The sequence below is a fragment of the Paraburkholderia oxyphila NBRC 105797 genome (genome assembly GCF_000685075.1).
Taxonomy (GTDB): Bacteria; Pseudomonadota; Gammaproteobacteria; order Burkholderiales; family Burkholderiaceae; genus Paraburkholderia; species Paraburkholderia oxyphila.
On record NZ_BAYD01000034.1, the window covers coordinates 19,282 to 36,034 of the forward strand.

The following is a 16,753-nucleotide window of genomic DNA, read 5'->3' on the forward strand; positions in this document are numbered from 1 at the left end:
TCGGGGCCGCGGCCCTACGCTAGCGCGGACCGATCAACGGTACAGATCCGGCAACGCTGGGGCAAGCACGGGCGATTTGACGGAATCAGCTTCCCCAACTATTGCACGCTCTCGCGCGAGTTGATGCATGGCTGCAATATCAGCGCCCCGAGCTCGTAGCGGGCGCATCTAATTAATGATTGATTCGCATGCCTATTAAAAATTCGGCGCATGCACTTTCGTGGCTCCCAGCGAAAGATCGCACACGATAGGAAAATTATCTCAATAGATGCGTCGAGCGGCCAATATCTGGTGGAAACGGTACCCCACTGCGTGTCGTTGGACGCTCCACGGCGCTCCTGGCAGAGGTCCCGAACTGCTTCAGACGCGAACGACGAGTGACTGGAGATCGAGATGTGATCGCGAAGTTCAAATTCCCGTTTTCCTGGCTGACATTTCAGATCGGCGGGCCGAAGGGGGGCGTGTGTCGTCGCTAGTCGAGATGAAAACCCTGGCCTTACTGACGCTGTCGGCACTAGCCGCGGCGAGGAGCGGTCAGTTGATGAGAGACCCAGCGGTCGATCTCGTACTTTCGGTGTGAGCTGATCGCACATTTTGCGTGATTCTCATCTCCGTGAGACGGGGCCATCATGCTTAGCCAAGGGCACCCCAGCCCGCAAAAAGCGAGGTCAAAATGAATCAGGAGACGAACATGGCGGAACGGATCACGCGCGAGGAAGTGCTCGAGCGAAGTAGGGGCATGCTCCAGAAGCAGTTCTATGTGGTGCTTTCGAGGCCGACTGGCAGCCTCGGGGCGGTGCTGGAAAATGTGCCGCGGCACCTGGTCCACCAGTGCCGGATCGAGCGCGAAGGCATCCTCGTCGCCGCCGGGCCGCAATGGACCGACGACGAGTTGTTCTGGGAAGGCGACGGTATGTTCGTGATCCGTGCCGCGTCGATCGAGCATGCGCGCGAGATCGCGGCGACGGATCCCATGCATCAAAGCGGTGCCCGCTCATTCACTGTGCGCCCCTGGCTGGTCAACGAAGGCCGGCTGAATGTCCAGATCGACTTTTCATCGGGAACGATGAAGCTGGATTGAGGCGGGGCGAACGGTTCCGCCTGGCCGGGCGGCATGAATGAAGCTGTGCCCGTGTCAGCGCGACCCTTAACAAGCCAACCAAACGCAGGAGAACGAAGTAACTATGAAACTCATGACATTCGACTATCATGGCACGCCGCATGTCGGTGTCGCGGCGCCCGAAGGCATCGTCGATCTCACGCGCGCGATGGAGCACACCCATCCGCATGTCCGGCAAAGCCACTCGCTGCTGGCCATCATCCAGTCGGGTATCGATATCGACACTCTGGGCGAGGAGAGCCTGAGGCGGCTGCGCGATGCGGGGGCGCTGGGCGAGTATGTCATCGCCAATCCGGCGTGGCTGCCGCCCATCCTGCGACCGCCGAAGATCCTCGGGCTGGCGCTGAACTACCAGGAGCATATCGACGAGTCGAATCTGGCGTTCTTCAACGAGCCGATCATCTTCCCCAAATATGCCTGCACGATGGTCGGGCACGAGGGCGAGATCGAGTTGCCGCCGTTCCCGCAGGACGTGGACGAGGAGCACGAACTGGCGATGGTGGTGGGGCGCGACTGCCGGCACATTCGGCCCTCGGAGGCGGCGGACTACGTTTTCGGCTGGACGATCTGCAACGACGTCTCGGCGCGCAACCGTCAGTTCGAGCGCATGAAGATGGGGCAACCATATGGATACGCGAAGAACTTCGCGAGCTTCTGCCCGCTCGGGCCGTGGGTGGTGACCCGGCGAGAGCTGCCCGACGTTCGTCATCTGAAGATGTCGGTGCGGGTGAACGGGAAGGTGACGCGCAGCGGCGACAGCTCGTCGGGGATGATCTTCGATCCGTACGAAACGCTGGCGTACTGCTCGGACTACACGCCGATGGAAGCGGGTGACGTGATCTCGCTGGGGACGTACTCGGGCGAGAAGCGGATCGTTGAAGGCGATGTGCTGGAACTGGAGATCGAGGGCATCGGCGTGCTGCGCAACCGTGTAGTGGCGGCAAAGCGTCCGTGGCGCAGTTTCACCACGGAGACCCCGATCGGGCCGCTGGTGAGAGAGAAGCCCTGATTCGCTGGCCGCGTGCGCGGCCTGAACAGCGCGCGCATGCGGACCCGCACTACCCGAACAAAGGAGCGCGTAAATGGAAATCAAGCGAAGTGGATCACAACCATCCGGCAAGGGTCCGGTGGAGTACTTCACGGGAACCGTGCGTATGGACCCGCTGTTCGCGACGCAGGAGCCGTCGCGCGGCAGCGGGGTGAGCGTGACGTTCGAGCCGGGAGCGCGAACCGCGTGGCACAAGCACCCGCTGGGCCAGATCCTTATCGTGACGGCCGGAGTGGGCTGGGCGCAGTGCTGGGGCGGCCCGGTCGAGGAGATTCGCACAGGTGACGTGGTGCGCTTCCCGCCCGGCGTGAAACACTGGCATGGCGCGAAGTCGACGACGGCGATGACGCATATTGCCCTGCAGGAAGCGGTGAACGGTACGGCTGTCGACTGGATGGAGAAAGTCAGTGACGGGGACTACCCGCCGGGTACGGCTGAAGAGTGAGCGCCAATCCCGCTGCGGCGTGATTCGGGGCTACCTCGCGCAAGGAAGCATTCGACGCTGAGGTTCAATGATGGACCAGGAATGGGCATGATGGAACTCAGGCAATTGCGCTACTTTCTTGCTTTGGCGCGCACGCTGAACTTTACGCACGCGGCTGCGGAATCGCACATTGCGCAGCCGCCCTTCAGCAGACAGATCCGCGCGCTCGAGGAAGAGCTCGGGATAGCGCTGGTTGATCGTCGTTCCCGCCAGCTCACGCTCACCGTGGCGGGAGAGCTGGTCCAGCAGCGGGCTTCCGAAATTCTTGCGCGGATCGACCGTCTTTCGCAGGAAGCACGCCATCTGGAAAGGACGGGGCAGAGGTCGTTTCGTATCGGCCTTGAGACGATCGTCCTCTATGGCCGCTTTCCCGAGCTGTTGCGTGAGCTGCGAGCAGCGAATCCGCACGCGAAGATCGATCTGGTCGAAATGCCGGCCGGGCAGCAAGTCGTCGCGCTCAAGGAAGGTCGAATCGACATCGGATTCGGCCATATTCGCGTCAGCGATCCGGAAATTTCCCAGGTCCACTTGCGACAAGAGCCGCTCTTCGTCGCTGTTTCCGCTCATCACCCGCTCGCGATTAACGCGCCAGAACCGTTGTCTTTACGCGATCTCGCGGATCAGACATTCATCGTGTTTCCCACAGGGGCATCCCCCGAGCATCCGGGCTCGGTTCACGCCCTGTTTGCGGAGCGTGGGTTCCGGCCCAGCGAAATTATCGATGTTGGAGAGTTGCAGGTCGCGCTGGGTCTCGTAGCCGCGGATTACGGTATCTGCATCGTACCCGCGGTCGTCCAGCGCATGCGTGGAAGTGATGTCTGTTACCGTCTGCTGGACGAGCCGGGGTGCACCTCGCCGATCCTCATGAGCTGGCTACGCAGCGAACAGCCCGCGCTGATGAATTCGATCAATGAGCTGCTCGGCAGGATCCTCAATACCTTGCCTTAGCATACCTAACTGAAAGGGGCATTGGGTGAGTGGGCGACCCGCGCGAATGAACGCTTGCCAGTTGGCGTCCCAGGAGCCCTCAACAGGGCTGCCTGGGGACGGTTGCAGAGCGGGACGTCGCTATGCGCGGGGCAGTGTCCCAAGCCAGTCGACGATCGCCTGCCCAATCTCGAGTGGCGAGTCTTCCTGCAGATAATGCTTGCCTCGCACCGTCACCTCGCGCTGGTTCGGCCAGGTGCGGCAAAGCTCGCGAAGCGCGCCGAATACGATCGCGCCGGGATCCCCATTGATGAAGAGCTTGGGCGTTTCGGTCGTCGACATCCAGTCGGTGTTGGCCTGAATGATCGGTAGCATGTGAGCGGGTTCGCCGCCAATCAGGATTTCTCTCGGGAAAGTCAGTGTAGGCCGGCGGTCCTCGCCGGAATTACGGAAGGGCCGGCGATAGACCTCCATTTCCGCTTCCGAGAGCTTTCTTAGCACCCAGCGCGGCAGCAATACCTCGACAAAGGCGTTCTCTTGCAGGATCATCTGCTCGCCTCTGGACGAGCGCAGCTGTTCGAAAAGCGCGCGCTCTGATGGATTGACCTCACTCCATTCCCGCGGGCGAATGGTGGTTTCGAAATAGCAGATACCGCGGACCGAGGCCGGGTGACGCCGGGCCCAGTCGATGGCGAGCGCGCCGCCCCAGTCGTGTCCGACCAGTACCACTTCCCGGTCAAGGCCGAGGGCGTCAAGCAGCGCTTCGAGGAAGCGCCGATGCTCCTGAAATCCATACCGCGCCGGATCGGAGCCTGGAAGCTTCTCCGAGTCGCCCATGCCAATCAGGTCGGGCGCGATACATCGGGCGTGAGGCGCAACGACAGGCAGGATATTGCGCCAGAGGTACGACGAGGTGGGGTTGCCATGGAGGAATACGACGGGCAGACCATCGCCGGCCTCGACGTAGGCCATCTTCCTGCCGAGAACTTCGATGTAGTTCTTGGGCGGTTCGTGGATCGAGAACATGTATGTGTTTCCTGAGCGCTTGCCAGAAGCCGATTGCGGGTTGCTCAACCGGCATCGGGATTGATATTGCCGAGCGCGGCACGCCGCCGCTAGATCTTTACCTCGCTGACCTGGAGGATTGGGGTGATGTCGGTGTAATTGGGGACGTCGCTCATGATGTCTTTGGCGTGCGGCATCATTGCGGCCTGGAAGTCGTCGACCGAGTCGAACGTGAAGTGGCACATGGCGGCGTAGGCCGGCGGCGTGCCGGGCATGCCGCCGGCGATTCCCTGTTCGGCGCTGAGGCCTTTGCAGGCAGCGCCGAACTTCTGCATCACCATCGGCAGATGACGGTTGATGTAGTAATCGATGTCGAAGCGATGGGTGCCGTCGCCGGCCGGATAGAGGACGCTGACCTTTATCATCTTGTGTTCTCCTTCAGGGATAGTCGCACTGGGCGCAGCGAGCGGCGCGTCCGCCCGGGATGCAGTTGCCCGCTCAGAAGAAGCCGAGCGCTTTTGGACTGTAGCTCACCAGCAGGTTCTTGGTCTGCTGGTAGTGATCGAGCATCATCTTGTGATTCTCGCGACCGATGCCGGACTGCTTGTAGCCGCCGAATGCCGCGTGCGCGGGGTAGAGGTGGTAGCTGTTGGTCCAGACGCGGCCCGCCTTGATTGCGCGACCGAGGCGATAGGCGCGGTTGGTATCGCGCGTCCAGACGCCTGCGCCAAGGCCATAGATCGTGTCGTTGGCCAGCGCCAGCGCTTCGGCCTCGTCCTTGAACGTGGTGACGCAAACCACCGGGCCAAAGATCTCCTCCTGGAAGATGCGCATCCTGTTGTGACCGCGCAGCACTGCAGGCTCGATATAGTAGCCGCCGTCGAGCGCACCGCCGAGTGTCGCGCGCTTCCCCCCGGTCAGCACCTCTGCGCCCTCCTGCTTGCCGATGTCGATATAGGAGAGGATCTTGTCAACCTGCTCGCTCGAGGTCTGGGCGCCGATCATCGTCGTCGCCTCCAGGGGGTTGCCCTGCCTGATCGCCCGCACGCGCTCCAGCGCGCGTTCCATGAAGCGCTCGTAGAGGCTCTCCTGCACCAGCGCGCGCGACGGACAGGTGCAGGTCTCGCCCTGGTTCAAGGCAAACATGGCGAAGCCCTCGATCGCCTTGTCGAGGAAATCGTCGTCTTCGGCGGCGACGTCGTCGAAGAAGAGGTTGGGCGATTTGCCGCCGAGCTCCAGCGTCACCGGAATCAGGTTCTGGCTGGCGTATTGCATGATCAGCCGGCCAGTGCCTGTTTCGCCCGTGAAAGCAATCTTGGCAATACGGCTGGACGAGGCGAGCGGCTTGCCGGCCTCCAGCCCGAAGCCGTTGACCACGTTGAGCACGCCGGGCGGCAGCAGGTCGGCGATCAGCTCGATCCACACCAGAATGCTGACCGGAGCCTGCTCCGCCGGCTTGATAACGATGCAGTTGCCGGCGGCGAGCGCCGGGGCGAGCTTCCAGGCGGCCATCAGGAGCGGGAAGTTCCACGGGATGATCTGGCCGACTACGCCAAGCGGCTCGTGGAAGTGGTAGGCGACGGTGGTGCTGTCGATCTCGGAGAGGCCGCCTTCCTGCGCGCGCACGCATGCGGCGAAATAGCGGAAATGGTCGATCGCGAGCGGAATGTCGGCCGCCATGGCTTCACGGATTGGCTTGCCGTTGTCCACCGTCTCGGCAAAGGCGAGGCGCGCGAGATTGGCCTCCATCCGGTCGGCAATGCGGTTCAGGATATTGGCGCGCTCTGCAGCCGGGGTGTGGTTCCAGTGGCTCGCTGCGGCATGGGCAGCGTCGAGCGCGAGGCTGATGTCCTCCTCGGTCGAGCGGGCGACCGAAGTGTAGACCTCGCCGGTGATCGGCGTGATGTCGTCAAAGTAAGCACCACGCACCGACGGCACAAACTTGCCCCCGATAAAGTTGTCGTAACGTTGCTTGAAGCTGACCGGAGCGGCGGTGTCTGCCGGAAGGACGGCCGAGAGGGTGTCGATCATGTTCGTTTCTTCGCAAAGGATTGGATGTACGGTTTCGGTTCAGGCACGCGAAGGCGCGGCCGAGCCTGAAACGCGCTGCTGCGTCTCGTCTGCGACCCAGCGACCGATTGCGGATCGTGCAGAAGCCAGACCCCGCTGCTGGCTTTCGGCACCCATACCCAATCCCTCCGCCAGAATGACTGAAACATTGCCAATGCCGATGAATGCCAGGAGTGTGCGCAAATGGGGTTCCTGATGATCGCGCAGACGCGCGGGGCCACTGCTGTGAACGCCGCCGCGCGTCATGACCAGCACGGCGCGCTTGCCGCTCAACAGGCCGATCGGCCCTTCCGGCGTGTAGTGAAACGTGCGGCCGGCGCGCAGCACATGATCGAACCAGACCTTGAGCTGGCTGGTGATGCCGAAGTTGTACATCGGCGAGCCGATCACAAGCAGGTCCGCCGCTTCCAGTTCATCGATCAAGGAGTCCGATAGCACCCTGACCGCCTTTTGCTCCGGGGTAGATGTTTCCGGCGTGCGGATGGAAACGACGGACTGATGCGAAAGGTGAGCCAGCGGCTCTTTGCCAAGATCGCGGTGCACGACCTGGCAGCCAGGTTCGTGCCGTGTGAGCTCGGCAACCAGTTCGCCACTCAGTTGACGTGACACCGATGGCACTTGCGGGCTGGAGTCGATGCGAAGAATCTGCATGATGTACTCGATATCGTGTAGTGGAGGAGGGTGGCGAATGCCGCCGTCGATCCGTTCGAGCTGCAAGCCACCTCTGTGAAGATATTGGCCCCTTCTTGCACCAATGAGAATCGCGCAAAGTGTGCGATTAGCTCGCACCATAGGTGGGAGATCGGCGCAGGGTTCTGCCGGCGACCAGGCGGCGATGGGTTTCGGCAAGGTCAGTTGACACGAACGCGACGTTAGCGGTCCAAAGTAATGGGCGGTTCGCGAATCATTGAGTGCAGAGAACGCGGAGTGCTCGCTGAAGAACCAGGGGGTAAAGCCGGGAAAATATCAGGAGCATCGTGGCGTCATACCGCAAAGGTTGGGCGCCAAACCCAATCGGTCTTTGACTCAACCAGGCGATGCTTGCAACATCCGGGCTACCGGGCCAACAGACGGCTTCGGTCGGGCGATGAATTCGCCCGTTTGCCAAATGAAGCAATGGTAGACAGGAGACGCAACGATGCCAAAAGCGTATTGGACATGTGCATATCGCTTGGTACCAGACCATCGACAGCGAGAGGTGTACAGCGAGCTCGCGACCGCCGCGGTGAAAGCGGGCGGCGGCCGGTTTCTGGTTCGAGGCGGCAGGATGCGAGCCAACGAGGATGCCGTCGTCGAGCGGACCGTGATCGTGGAATTTGACAGCTACGACCAGGCGATCGCCGCTTACGATAGCGAGCTCTATGCGAAGGCGCTCGCTGCGCTGCCGCCTGGCACCTTGCGCGATCATCGGATCGTCGAAGCGTTGGAGTAGCTTGTGGATCAGGGCTGATGTTGCCCATTGCCATACCCCGTCAATCTTCAATATTGTCAGTATAACGAAGCAATGGATTCGATGAACACCTACGCGACCCCGTCGCAAGCGAAGTTGCCCGGGCCTCCGGAGATTCCAACTGATCTGCTCATAGGCGGCGAATGGCGAGCGGCGCAAGGCGCAGGCCGCTTCGACGTTATCGATCCGTCCAGCGGCCGGGTGTTGACTTCGGTCGCGGATGGCACCGTGTCTGACGGGATGGCGGCCGTCGAGGCAGCGGACCAGTCGGCAAAGGCCTGGGCAGCAACGGCGCCACGCGCGCGCTCGAAGATTCTGCAGGCGTGTTACGAGAGCATGATGGAACATCAGGCGTGGCTTGCCGAACTTATTTCGCTCGAGAACGGCAAGGCGCTAGACGATGCCAGGGGGGAGGTCACCTATGCCGCCGAATTTTTCCGCTGGTATGCGGAGGAGGGCGTACGCCTGAATGGCGAATTGAATATGGCGCCCGGTGGCGCCAATCGTATTCTTGTCCAATATGCGCCCGTCGGCATTTCGCTACTCATCACGCCATGGAACCTGCCGGCGGCAATGGCGACGCGCAAGATCGCGCCTGCGCTCGCTGCGGGTTGCACATGCATTCTGAAGCCCGCAGAAGAGACACCGCTGACCGCTCTAGCCATTGCGAAACTGATGCTGATGGCAGGCCTGCCGGCCGGTGTTCTCAATATCGTGACGACCACCGATCCGGGGCCGCTCGCCTCGGCGATCCTGCACGATCCTCGCGTGCGAAAACTGTCGTTCACGGGATCGACCGAAGTCGGGCGAATACTACTGCGCGAAGCGGCCGACAATATCGTAAGCCCGTCAATGGAGCTCGGTGGCAACGCGCCGTTCCTCGTGTTCGACGACGCCGATCTCGAGGCGGCGATCGAGGGCGCCCTGGCCGCCAAGATGCGGCACGGAGGCGAGGCCTGTATTGCGGCTAACCGCTTTCTGGTCCAGCGCGGGATCCACGACGCCTTCGCAGAGCGGCTGACGGAGCGGATGGGCGCGCTGAATGTCGGCGACGGCTGTGCCGTTGACACACAGTGCGGAGCAATGATCAATGCGGCGGCAGTCGGGAAAATTGAACGGCTGGTCGATGATGCCAAGACGCGCGGTGCCCGGGTGCTGGTGGGCGGTACCCGTTGCGAGCGCCCCGGCTTCTTTTACCCGCCGACCGTACTGGTGGACATCGATCCCGGCGCAGCCATTCTTCAGGAAGAAATCTTCGGCCCGGTCGCCGCCTTGACCTCATTCGACACCGTTGATGAAGCCATTGCGCTCGCTAATGCATCGAAGTTTGGTTTGGGCGCCTATGTGTACACGTCGGACCTGAAACTCGGACTGCGGGTATCCGAGCAGATCGAGAGCGGCATGATCGGCCTGAACCGGGGCGTGCTTTCCGATCCCGCTGGACCGTTCGGTGGCGTGAAGCAAAGTGGACTGGGCCGCGAAGGATCTCACCACGGGATAAGGGAGTTCACCGAGGCCAGGTATATTGCCGTCGAATGGTGAGGACGTGGTAACAGCGGGCTCATTGGCGCCTGCAGCAGGTTGAACAACAAGCAGGCGCGGGGCCGTCGCAAGATCGACGGCGCTACGCCGATCATGCGGTCTCAAATCCCCCATGCGGGGTCAGCGTATCGAACGCTTCGACCCGCTTGTCGACATCGAAGCGGGTGGAAAAGTCTTCAGGGCGACGCAGCATCCTCGCTGGTCGATGGCGGCAACCCGCGATCCCATGGCGGAACTGGCTGCATATGCTCAGCCAGCAAATCCACGAAACTGCGAACCTTGGACGAGAGCCTGCGCCCGGGACTCCATACCGCATGAATGGGTACGCTCAGTGGTTTCTGATCCAGGGTGATCTCCACCAGTCTGCCCTCTGCTATGTCCTCGCCGACGAGGAAGGTGGGTTCGAACAGGATGCCCTGGCCTCCCAGGCCCGCCGTGCGTATCACGCTGGGGTCGCTGGCGAGCAGGTTGCCGCGGACCTCAAGAGCGGCCGGTCCATAGGGGCCCTGAAACTGCCAGGGCATGGCGGTGCTGATGCCGGCAGGGGCATAGCGCAGGCAATTATGCTGAGCCAGATCGGCCACTGTGCGAGGCGTGCCATGGACGGCGAGGTATTCGGGCGCGGCACACACCGCCATGCGTGAAGTGCTGAGCCGGCGCGCGATCATCGCCGGGTTCACCATGGGCCCGAAGCGCACGGCGACGTCCCAGCCTTCCTCGATCAGATCGACAAAGCGGTTGTTCAGCCCGAGCTCGACGGTGACGGTTGGATAACGCCGGGCGTAGTTCGGCAGCAGCGGTGCGATATGCCGTACGCCAAACGACACCGGCACATTGACCCGCAACAGGCCGCGCGGCTCGAGGCGCTCTGTCGATATGCCGGCCTCGATCTCATCCACCTCGGCCAAAAGGTATCGGCAGCGGTCGCGGTAGTCGGCGCCCGCTTCGGTCAGCACCAGCCGGCGCGTGGAGCGATGCAGCAGACGCACACCCAGACGGTGCTCGAGCGCCTCGACGTGTTTGGTGACCATGCTGGGCGACATGGCGAGCCGGCGCGCCGCCTCACTGAAGCTGCCTGCATCGGCGGTGATGACAAAGGCCTGCATGCTGGTAAGCCGGTCCATTGAATTCGTACCCTGGGTGTGAATTGATCGCACAATTTGCGTGATTCCCATCTGCATGGGATGGGGCCATTATGCTCCCACAAGGTTCGGACAACGCATAAATATTGATGCCAAGATGAAACAGGAGGCGAGCATGTCGACGATCAAGGTCACTGATGTAGCGTACGGGCGGTTGCGCGCGCCCGATCTCGATGTCATGGAGGAGTTCCTGACGGACTTCGGGATGGTGCGGGCAGCGCGAACGAGCCGCGCGCTGTACATGCGGGGCACCGATCCCCATCATCACATTCACGTCACCGAGCTCGGCGAGCCAGGCTTCGTCGGGCTCGCCTGGCATGCCGCCGACGAGGAGGATCTTCACCGCCTCGCGCGGCTGCCGGGAGCCTCTGCGGTGGAGGCAATCGACGAGCCAGGCGGCGGTTTGCGCGTGCGCATCAAGGAACCCAACGGCTACCAGATCGAGGTTGTCCACGGCATAGAGGCGGTTGAGCCTATTCCCGTTCAACGGGTCCCGCTGAACATGGCCGATAAGCCTCTCAATCGAGCGGGCGAACTGGTGCGTCTCAAACGCGGTCCTGCGCGGGTCAAGCGTATCGGTCACTGCGTCATGGGCACCCCCGATCTGCGCGCCACGGTGGACTGGTTTCGCAAGACGCTGGGGCTGATCTGCACCGACGAGGTTTATGCCGGTAGCGAGGACAATGTCACCTCGTCGTTCAATCGCTGCGATCGTGGCGAGGATTTTGTCGATCACCACATCTTCTACTGCGTGAAGAACGCGCACGCCGGCCTGAACCATCTGTCCTTCGAAGTTCAGGATGTCGACGACGTATTCCTGGGCCAGGACCACCTGCGGCGAAAGCGCAAGTACGAGCATATGTGGGGCGTGGGGCGTCACCTTCTCGGTAGCCAGATCTTCGATTACTGGGCCGATCCGTGGGGACGCATGCACGAGCATTGGACCGACAGTGATCGGCTCAATATCCACAATGCCCCGACGCTGATTTCGGTGGAAGACGGCCTGATTTCGCAATGGGGCGACCCGCCGCCTGAGAAGTTCATCAAGCGCTTCAGTGTGTAGCCCGGGAAAAGCGCGCGGCGAGATTTGAGAGCGTGGACTGCCGATCTTCCGAGCGTTGATATCGCCATCGAGTAACCGGCCGGGTGCAAGAGTGATGCCTTCGTCTTTTCACGACGATGGACGCCACCTGAGCACACGCACGTTCGTGATCAGTGTGTTTGAACAGGGTGTGTTGGGCGCGACGATTCGTGTCGCGCTACCTATTCGGCTGCCGAATAAATGAATTTAGAAGCAGGCTGGCTGGTCGAATGATTTGAATGACTATACATAAATAAAAATCTATATTGAAGGAGACGAATTTTGTCAAAGATATTGGTGTATATTTTCATGGGTGCCGTAAGCGCAGCTCCAATGTGGTCTCACGCGTCGGAGGGGAACTACTTCGGAGGACCGGTAGGGGGAACAGATATTCGCAACGCTTATCTGCCATCGGATACCGGGTTTTATGGAAGCGTGGTGGCCGGAGCGGCGTTGGCCACCCATATGTATGGTGACAATGGAGACAGAGAGAATAGTGTCCAGGCTCACGGGGATCAAGCGGTAGGGGCTTTTGGGCTCCTTTACGTATACCCCTTTCATCTATTCGGAGGAACAGTTGGAACCTCTGTACAGCTCCCCGTGACTGCGGCCTATCTGTCCATTGACAACAGGCATGAGTATTATAGGGGATTCGGCGACCTTTACGCGGACCTGATTGAGTGGAGTAAATACATCGGTCCGGTGTTTGGAAATGTGAAATCGTCGCGACCGGATCTGCCATATGGATTGACCATCAAGCTGGCGTATTCGATGATCTTCCCAACCGGAAAATACAACACTACCCAGTTGCAAACGCCGGGGCACAACGTCTTTTTCTATATACCCAATTTTTCCGTGACGTATCTCACGGGTCCCAATTTCCTTGGTGACGGCCTCGAGTTCAGTGCCCATGTCTTTTTTGACTTCACGTCTCACAACTCCGCTACCAACTATTCGAGCGGGCCGGTCTATGACATCGACAGCGCCATCACGGAGCGGTTCGGAAGGTGGCAAGCCGGATTGAGCGGCTACTACGCCAGACAGTGGGACGGTGATATCCAGGACGGCCTGCCGGTGAAACCTGACGGCAAACGCCTCGTGACTGCCGGCGTGGGGCCCATCATAGCCTATGATATACCTTCCTGGAAGGCCAATGTGAAGTTCAAACTGCAGTTCGCGGTGGCGAACCGGAATACCCTTGGCATTTCGCGCACGTTCGTAGTTTTCAGCAAGGCATTCCAGTGAGGGGAGAAACACCCGGTTTGTTAATGTCGTCTTTCGAAGTAATTCGTGTTGATGCGGAGCCAGTGTTGAATGCGTCCCGCTGAATGTCGCGTGCGTCGGGGAGGCTGCGGCGGTTTCGCAACTCATGAACCGATGGTCGAGCAACTTTGAATGCAAGCGAACGCATCGTATCTGCGTAAATGCTTGCGTGTATTCCCTGGTGCCGCTGCCCGAAGAAATAGTCATAGAGAACTTCATCGGCGGTTCTACTTCCCCTGAATAACGCCAGATGGTTGTACATATCGGACGTCTGTTGAACTATTGTGGTCGGGAACTTGGGGGCAATTTCAACCGGGCCGTCGTGGCAACGACTCCGCTCGGCCGTATCGGCTCACTTGAAGACGTCGGGGTCACCCGAAGACGTCGCGAGCGCTGTTGCCTGTGCAACTCACCTGTGCTTCGCGAAAGATACCACACTGATCCGGCGCTCGCTGTCAACGATCACGCACACCCTATCTCGGCATAGCGCCCCTGCTTTGGCGCGGTCTCCACGATTCGACAGCGACGAAGCGATTTGGCAAAGGCACGGAAGCCTCCGGTAGCGGGCGAGCAATGATTCAGAACGTGCGCTTTCTAAGCGGGGGGATGAGTTTGCGAGGGAGCGCATTCAGCATTTCACATGCACTGAGCGCGATCCATAAATATACGGACGATCTGACAAGTGGGCGCTTCTTCTGGTCAGTGATACTTATGGTGCGGGGCGTATAGTGCCGTCAAATACGATAAGCCAATGCGTGCGGACTCGTGCGTTTTTCACATGCGGGTTGGCCGTCATTATCGAAGCGCCGCTACATTGTTGCGGCGAGCTATCTCGCATCGTCGTAATCCGGGCTGCAAGGCAGCCGGTGCTTTATGGTAAGGAACTGAAATGCAATTTATAGCTTACTGCCTCGATAACCCGGGGATGGCCGAGCATCGTCGCACGCACTTCGCGACGCACAAGGCGCGGTTGCTAGCGTCGCCGCTTAAAGCGCTCATTGCCGGACCGTTGACTACGGCGGACGGTGCGACACGTGGCAGTTTCTTTCTCTATGAGGCCGACGATATCGAAACAGTGCGGCGTCAGGTACTCGAAGATCCGTTTAACGCGGCTGGCATCTGGCAAACGGTTGACATTTTTCGATTCGAGAACAAGGTGGGGAGTCCCTGAGAGGAGAGTGCCGCGTCCTTGCGCAGGAAGTTGTCCATGTCCGGCAGGCTTGCCAGCTTTTCGAGGGGCGTCATCACGTCCGCTCGCTGATGAACCTGTCGGGACCGGCCGGGCTTTTTCGGATCTGGCACTTCGGTGCCGAACGGATGGCCGGTCGAAGTTCAGAAACGGATTCAATAGCTCGGCTCAGAAGGTATTGAACTCTTCGCCCAGTCGGCCGTACGCGTAGCCGAACTGACGACGCATGACCACGCCGTTCTTGGTCACGGCCAGCTCGTTGTCGTTGCAGCGCCGCGGGCGCGAACGCGTGAATTCGCTACGTCCCTTCTCGGTAAGCGACCAATGAACGACGCCTCTCAGATCTAGGGTGTTCGCGGTGCGAGCATGTGCCGAGGCATGAGTGCTGCGTAGCCGTAAGCGACCGTGGCGAGCGGTAGCTTCGCGAACAGCCAGATGAGCTAGCGGTATGGATCGACGCTGTTCGCCTTACAGGCCCGACGAGCGAGTAGAGATTGGCACTGGCCTGCGCACCAGCAACAGTGTCTGCGAACAGCCAGCCTTTGCGATTATGGAAATGTCTCTCCAAGTGCGGGAGTTTTATATTTAGTAACGCTATGTATATTGCGAAGGCTGGCACAATGAGCTGACTGCCAATTGTTCGCCACTCATCAAGTCGGCGCGCAGCATCTACTCATAGTTCAGAAATGCAGGCGATAGATGGATGCCTGAAAAACGAGCGCACGAGCTCTGGGGCTTGCTGTGCAAGTTGCTCGCGAACCATCGTGTCGCGCTTTTCGCCTTTGCATAAGGGAATTCGCGCGGCGCCTGTGCGCTTCACGTGGCCCCACACCAAGTCATCCGGGTTGAGGTCCGGCGCATGGCCGGGCAGAAAGTGCAGGGTAAGTTTGCCGTTGGTGCTGGCGACGTAGTCCTTCACGACAGCCTTTTTGTGTGCAGGCAGTCCGTAGACAATCAGATGAACCGGCGTCTTCCGATTGAACATCAACTTTTTGAGCAGCGCGACGAACAGTTTGCTGCTGAGTCCCCCTTCGTACGTCGCAAACCAGAAGGCGCCCTTCGAGTTGACGGCGGACGCCGCGCTCATACTCTGCCGTTGACCGGGGCGCTCTACGATGGGTGTCTCGCCGCGTGGCGCCCAGGTCTTCCCATGTACTGAGTCGGCCCGAAATCACGATTCGTCCCAGAAGAAGATGTCCGTCTTCTGCTCACGAGCCCGTTTGGCGATGGATGGATACGTGTCGTGTTCCCAGCGTTCGATTTCCGCTGGATCGCATTGGTAAGCGCGCACAGAGGCTTTTGTGGCGTCAGGTTCGGACGCGCCAGCATTGTGCCGATCGTGGCTAGGCCCAGCGTGATCCCGAATTTACGCTATACCAGTTCGCGTACCAGATCGCGAGTCCAAAGCCTGAAGTCAAAGCCATACTGCATTGGGTTCTTGTCATTGATCCAGCGTAGCACCTGCTGCTCCTGGGCGGTAGTGAGCTTGCGCGGGCGGCCTGTCGCCTGGGTAGACCGCAATGCACGCGCACCTCGTCCTCGCCTCCAGGCTTTCGCGCGCAGCTTGTAGGCCCACGAACGATGCATCCCAAACGACGCCGAAACCGCATCATGATGCTCGCCTTCATTCATCCGCTCGAGCGCGAGCATGCGCATCTCTTCGAGGATGTTGTGCGCCAGACCCGCCTCGTTTCACGGTCCGCATATCCATCGAGTGGACGAGACACGAGAGATCGGCATTCGCCGAATTTGTCCCCTAACTTACTGACCTATGATCAACCTATTGTTTTATAAGATATTGTCAGGTTGTAGTGACGCGTTGGAACGCGCCAGAAGCTGCCCGCCCATACATCCGCAAACACCTGTTCAGGCTCGTGTGTGGTTGGACTGAGCCAGGCCTCGTACTGACACCATTTGTGAGTTGATTGGCGAGTCTACCTGGGCTTGCCCTGGGGACGTCACGCGTCCCGCTTCGCGCGCGCCGATTTTGTGCCTCATGCCTTGTCCCGTGAAGTTTTCACCTCGCTACGGGCAATTGTTTGCGTTTCGCGAACATCGTATTCGCCGCTTTCTTGCACCCATTGCACTGCACTGCGGCTATCGTTTCAGCATCGACAGTCGACGCAACGCCAGGCCCAGAGCCAAACGGATGGGTGATCAAGCCTGGCGAGCCTCGTTCGTGGACGGTTCTGCTCGAGCGCAGCCTAACGCGGGCATTTGGCATTGCTGCTGGGCGAATGTGGCCGCAGTTGGCACAGGAAGACGAATTGGTACGCAAGGGATGACCAGGTTTGGAATTCCCCCGGTGCCGGGCGCTAGCCTAAGAGGCCATTGAAATCTTACGGCCGCTCAATGAGAGATGCTTTGCGAGGCCGTAGCGTATTCTTCGCAAGTCATCGCCTCTCGGAACCCGTATTGAATTATATTCAATT

14 protein-coding genes and 2 pseudogenes are annotated in these 16,753 nt (G+C 60.2%); 9 read left to right on the plus strand and 7 right to left on the minus strand.

Going from position 1 to position 16,753, the window contains the following annotated elements; all coding sequences use genetic code 11:
* Window positions 1–691: 691 nt before the first annotated feature.
* The 4 genes from BO1_RS21195 to BO1_RS52080 all read left to right on the plus strand — a co-directional run bounded on the left by BO1_RS21195 (window position 692) and on the right by BO1_RS52080 (window position 3,600).
* Window positions 692–1,081, plus strand: a complete 390-nt coding sequence (locus BO1_RS21195) for a YciI family protein (protein ID WP_028219271.1) — start codon at window positions 692–694, stop codon at window positions 1,079–1,081.
* Window positions 1,082–1,184: 103 nt separating this feature from the next.
* Window positions 1,185–2,129 (plus strand): fumarylacetoacetate hydrolase family protein, encoded by a 945-nt coding sequence (locus BO1_RS52075; RefSeq protein ID WP_052409542.1) that lies wholly within the window; start codon window positions 1,185–1,187, stop codon window positions 2,127–2,129.
* Between the two features lie 73 nt (window positions 2,130–2,202).
* Window positions 2,203–2,613, plus strand: coding sequence for a (R)-mandelonitrile lyase (locus BO1_RS21205; RefSeq protein WP_028219272.1), 411 nt, complete (start codon window positions 2,203–2,205; stop codon window positions 2,611–2,613).
* Window positions 2,614–2,700: 87 nt separating this feature from the next.
* Window positions 2,701–3,600, plus strand: a complete 900-nt coding sequence (locus tag BO1_RS52080) for a LysR family transcriptional regulator (RefSeq protein ID WP_167338370.1) — start codon at window positions 2,701–2,703, stop codon at window positions 3,598–3,600.
* 120 nt (window positions 3,601–3,720) lie between these two features.
* On the opposite strand, the gene BO1_RS21215 is transcribed toward BO1_RS52080, so the two are convergent.
* The 4 genes from BO1_RS21215 to BO1_RS52085 form a co-directional block, all read right to left on the minus strand.
* A complete protein-coding gene (locus tag BO1_RS21215; protein WP_028219273.1) occupies window positions 3,721–4,605 on the minus strand; it encodes a haloalkane dehalogenase in 885 nt (294 codons plus the stop codon).
* An 89-nt stretch (window positions 4,606–4,694) separates the two neighbouring features.
* Window positions 4,695–5,009, minus strand: coding sequence for an EthD family reductase (locus tag BO1_RS21220; protein ID WP_028219274.1), 315 nt, complete (start codon window positions 5,007–5,009; stop codon window positions 4,695–4,697).
* 73 nt (window positions 5,010–5,082) lie between these two features.
* Window positions 5,083–6,615, minus strand: coding sequence for an aldehyde dehydrogenase (gene adh, locus BO1_RS21225; RefSeq protein ID WP_028219275.1), 1,533 nt, complete (start codon window positions 6,613–6,615; stop codon window positions 5,083–5,085).
* Window positions 6,616–6,654: 39 nt separating this feature from the next.
* Window positions 6,655–7,371, minus strand: a complete 717-nt coding sequence (locus BO1_RS52085; RefSeq protein WP_218002816.1) for an FMN-dependent NADH-azoreductase — start codon at window positions 7,369–7,371, stop codon at window positions 6,655–6,657.
* A gap of 421 nt (window positions 7,372–7,792) precedes the next feature.
* Here BO1_RS52085 and BO1_RS21235 point away from each other — a divergent pair, with 421 nt between their 5' ends.
* Together BO1_RS21235 and BO1_RS21240 are read left to right on the plus strand one after the other, a co-directional pair.
* A complete protein-coding gene (locus tag BO1_RS21235) occupies window positions 7,793–8,086 on the plus strand; it encodes a DUF1330 domain-containing protein (protein WP_028219276.1) in 294 nt (97 codons plus the stop codon).
* Between the two features lie 81 nt (window positions 8,087–8,167).
* Complete coding sequence (locus tag BO1_RS21240) at window positions 8,168–9,646, plus strand: NAD-dependent succinate-semialdehyde dehydrogenase (RefSeq protein WP_028219277.1); 1,479 nt, start codon at window positions 8,168–8,170, stop codon at window positions 9,644–9,646.
* A gap of 176 nt (window positions 9,647–9,822) precedes the next feature.
* On the opposite strand, the gene BO1_RS21245 is transcribed toward BO1_RS21240, so the two are convergent.
* Window positions 9,823–10,770, minus strand: coding sequence for a LysR family transcriptional regulator (locus BO1_RS21245; protein WP_043285733.1), 948 nt, complete (start codon window positions 10,768–10,770; stop codon window positions 9,823–9,825).
* A 133-nt stretch (window positions 10,771–10,903) separates the two neighbouring features.
* On the opposite strand from BO1_RS21245, the gene BO1_RS21250 reads away from it, so the two are divergent.
* The 3 genes from BO1_RS21250 (at window position 10,904) to BO1_RS21260 (ending at window position 14,303) form a co-directional block, all read left to right on the plus strand.
* Entirely contained in the window at window positions 10,904–11,851 is a 948-nt protein-coding gene (locus BO1_RS21250) for a VOC family protein (RefSeq protein WP_028219279.1), read from the plus strand.
* Between the two features lie 300 nt (window positions 11,852–12,151).
* Complete coding sequence (locus tag BO1_RS21255) at window positions 12,152–13,114, plus strand: SphA family protein (RefSeq protein ID WP_084688089.1); 963 nt, start codon at window positions 12,152–12,154, stop codon at window positions 13,112–13,114.
* Between the two features lie 907 nt (window positions 13,115–14,021).
* Window positions 14,022–14,303, plus strand: a complete 282-nt coding sequence (locus BO1_RS21260; protein ID WP_028219281.1) for a YciI family protein — start codon at window positions 14,022–14,024, stop codon at window positions 14,301–14,303.
* Between the two features lie 362 nt (window positions 14,304–14,665).
* Here BO1_RS21260 and BO1_RS62300 read toward each other — a convergent pair.
* Both BO1_RS62300 and BO1_RS52090 read right to left on the minus strand, forming a co-directional pair.
* Window positions 14,666–14,868 (minus strand): annotated as a pseudogene (locus BO1_RS62300) (IS66 family transposase); the annotation flags it as partial.
* A 126-nt stretch (window positions 14,869–14,994) separates the two neighbouring features.
* Window positions 14,995–15,977, minus strand: a pseudogene (locus BO1_RS52090) (IS630 family transposase).
* Window positions 15,978–16,753 lie beyond the last annotated feature (776 nt).

Coding starts and splice junctions, on each gene's coding strand:
- BO1_RS21260 (WP_028219281.1), top strand. CDS start 14,022: ATGCAATTTATAGCTTACTGCCTCGATAACCCGGGGATGGCCGAGCAT.
- adh (WP_028219275.1), bottom strand. CDS start 6,615: ATGATCGACACCCTCTCGGCCGTCCTTCCGGCAGACACCGCCGCTCCG.
- BO1_RS21195 (WP_028219271.1), top strand. CDS start 692: ATGGCGGAACGGATCACGCGCGAGGAAGTGCTCGAGCGAAGTAGGGGC.
- BO1_RS21205 (WP_028219272.1), top strand. CDS start 2,203: ATGGAAATCAAGCGAAGTGGATCACAACCATCCGGCAAGGGTCCGGTG.
- BO1_RS21215 (WP_028219273.1), bottom strand. CDS start 4,605: ATGTTCTCGATCCACGAACCGCCCAAGAACTACATCGAAGTTCTCGGC.
- BO1_RS52075 (WP_052409542.1), top strand. CDS start 1,185: ATGAAACTCATGACATTCGACTATCATGGCACGCCGCATGTCGGTGTC.
- BO1_RS52080 (WP_167338370.1), top strand. CDS start 2,701: ATGATGGAACTCAGGCAATTGCGCTACTTTCTTGCTTTGGCGCGCACG.
- BO1_RS21245 (WP_043285733.1), bottom strand. CDS start 10,770: ATGGACCGGCTTACCAGCATGCAGGCCTTTGTCATCACCGCCGATGCA.
- BO1_RS21220 (WP_028219274.1), bottom strand. CDS start 5,009: ATGATAAAGGTCAGCGTCCTCTATCCGGCCGGCGACGGCACCCATCGC.
- BO1_RS21235 (WP_028219276.1), top strand. CDS start 7,793: ATGCCAAAAGCGTATTGGACATGTGCATATCGCTTGGTACCAGACCAT.
- BO1_RS21240 (WP_028219277.1), top strand. CDS start 8,168: ATGAACACCTACGCGACCCCGTCGCAAGCGAAGTTGCCCGGGCCTCCG.
- BO1_RS21250 (WP_028219279.1), top strand. CDS start 10,904: ATGTCGACGATCAAGGTCACTGATGTAGCGTACGGGCGGTTGCGCGCG.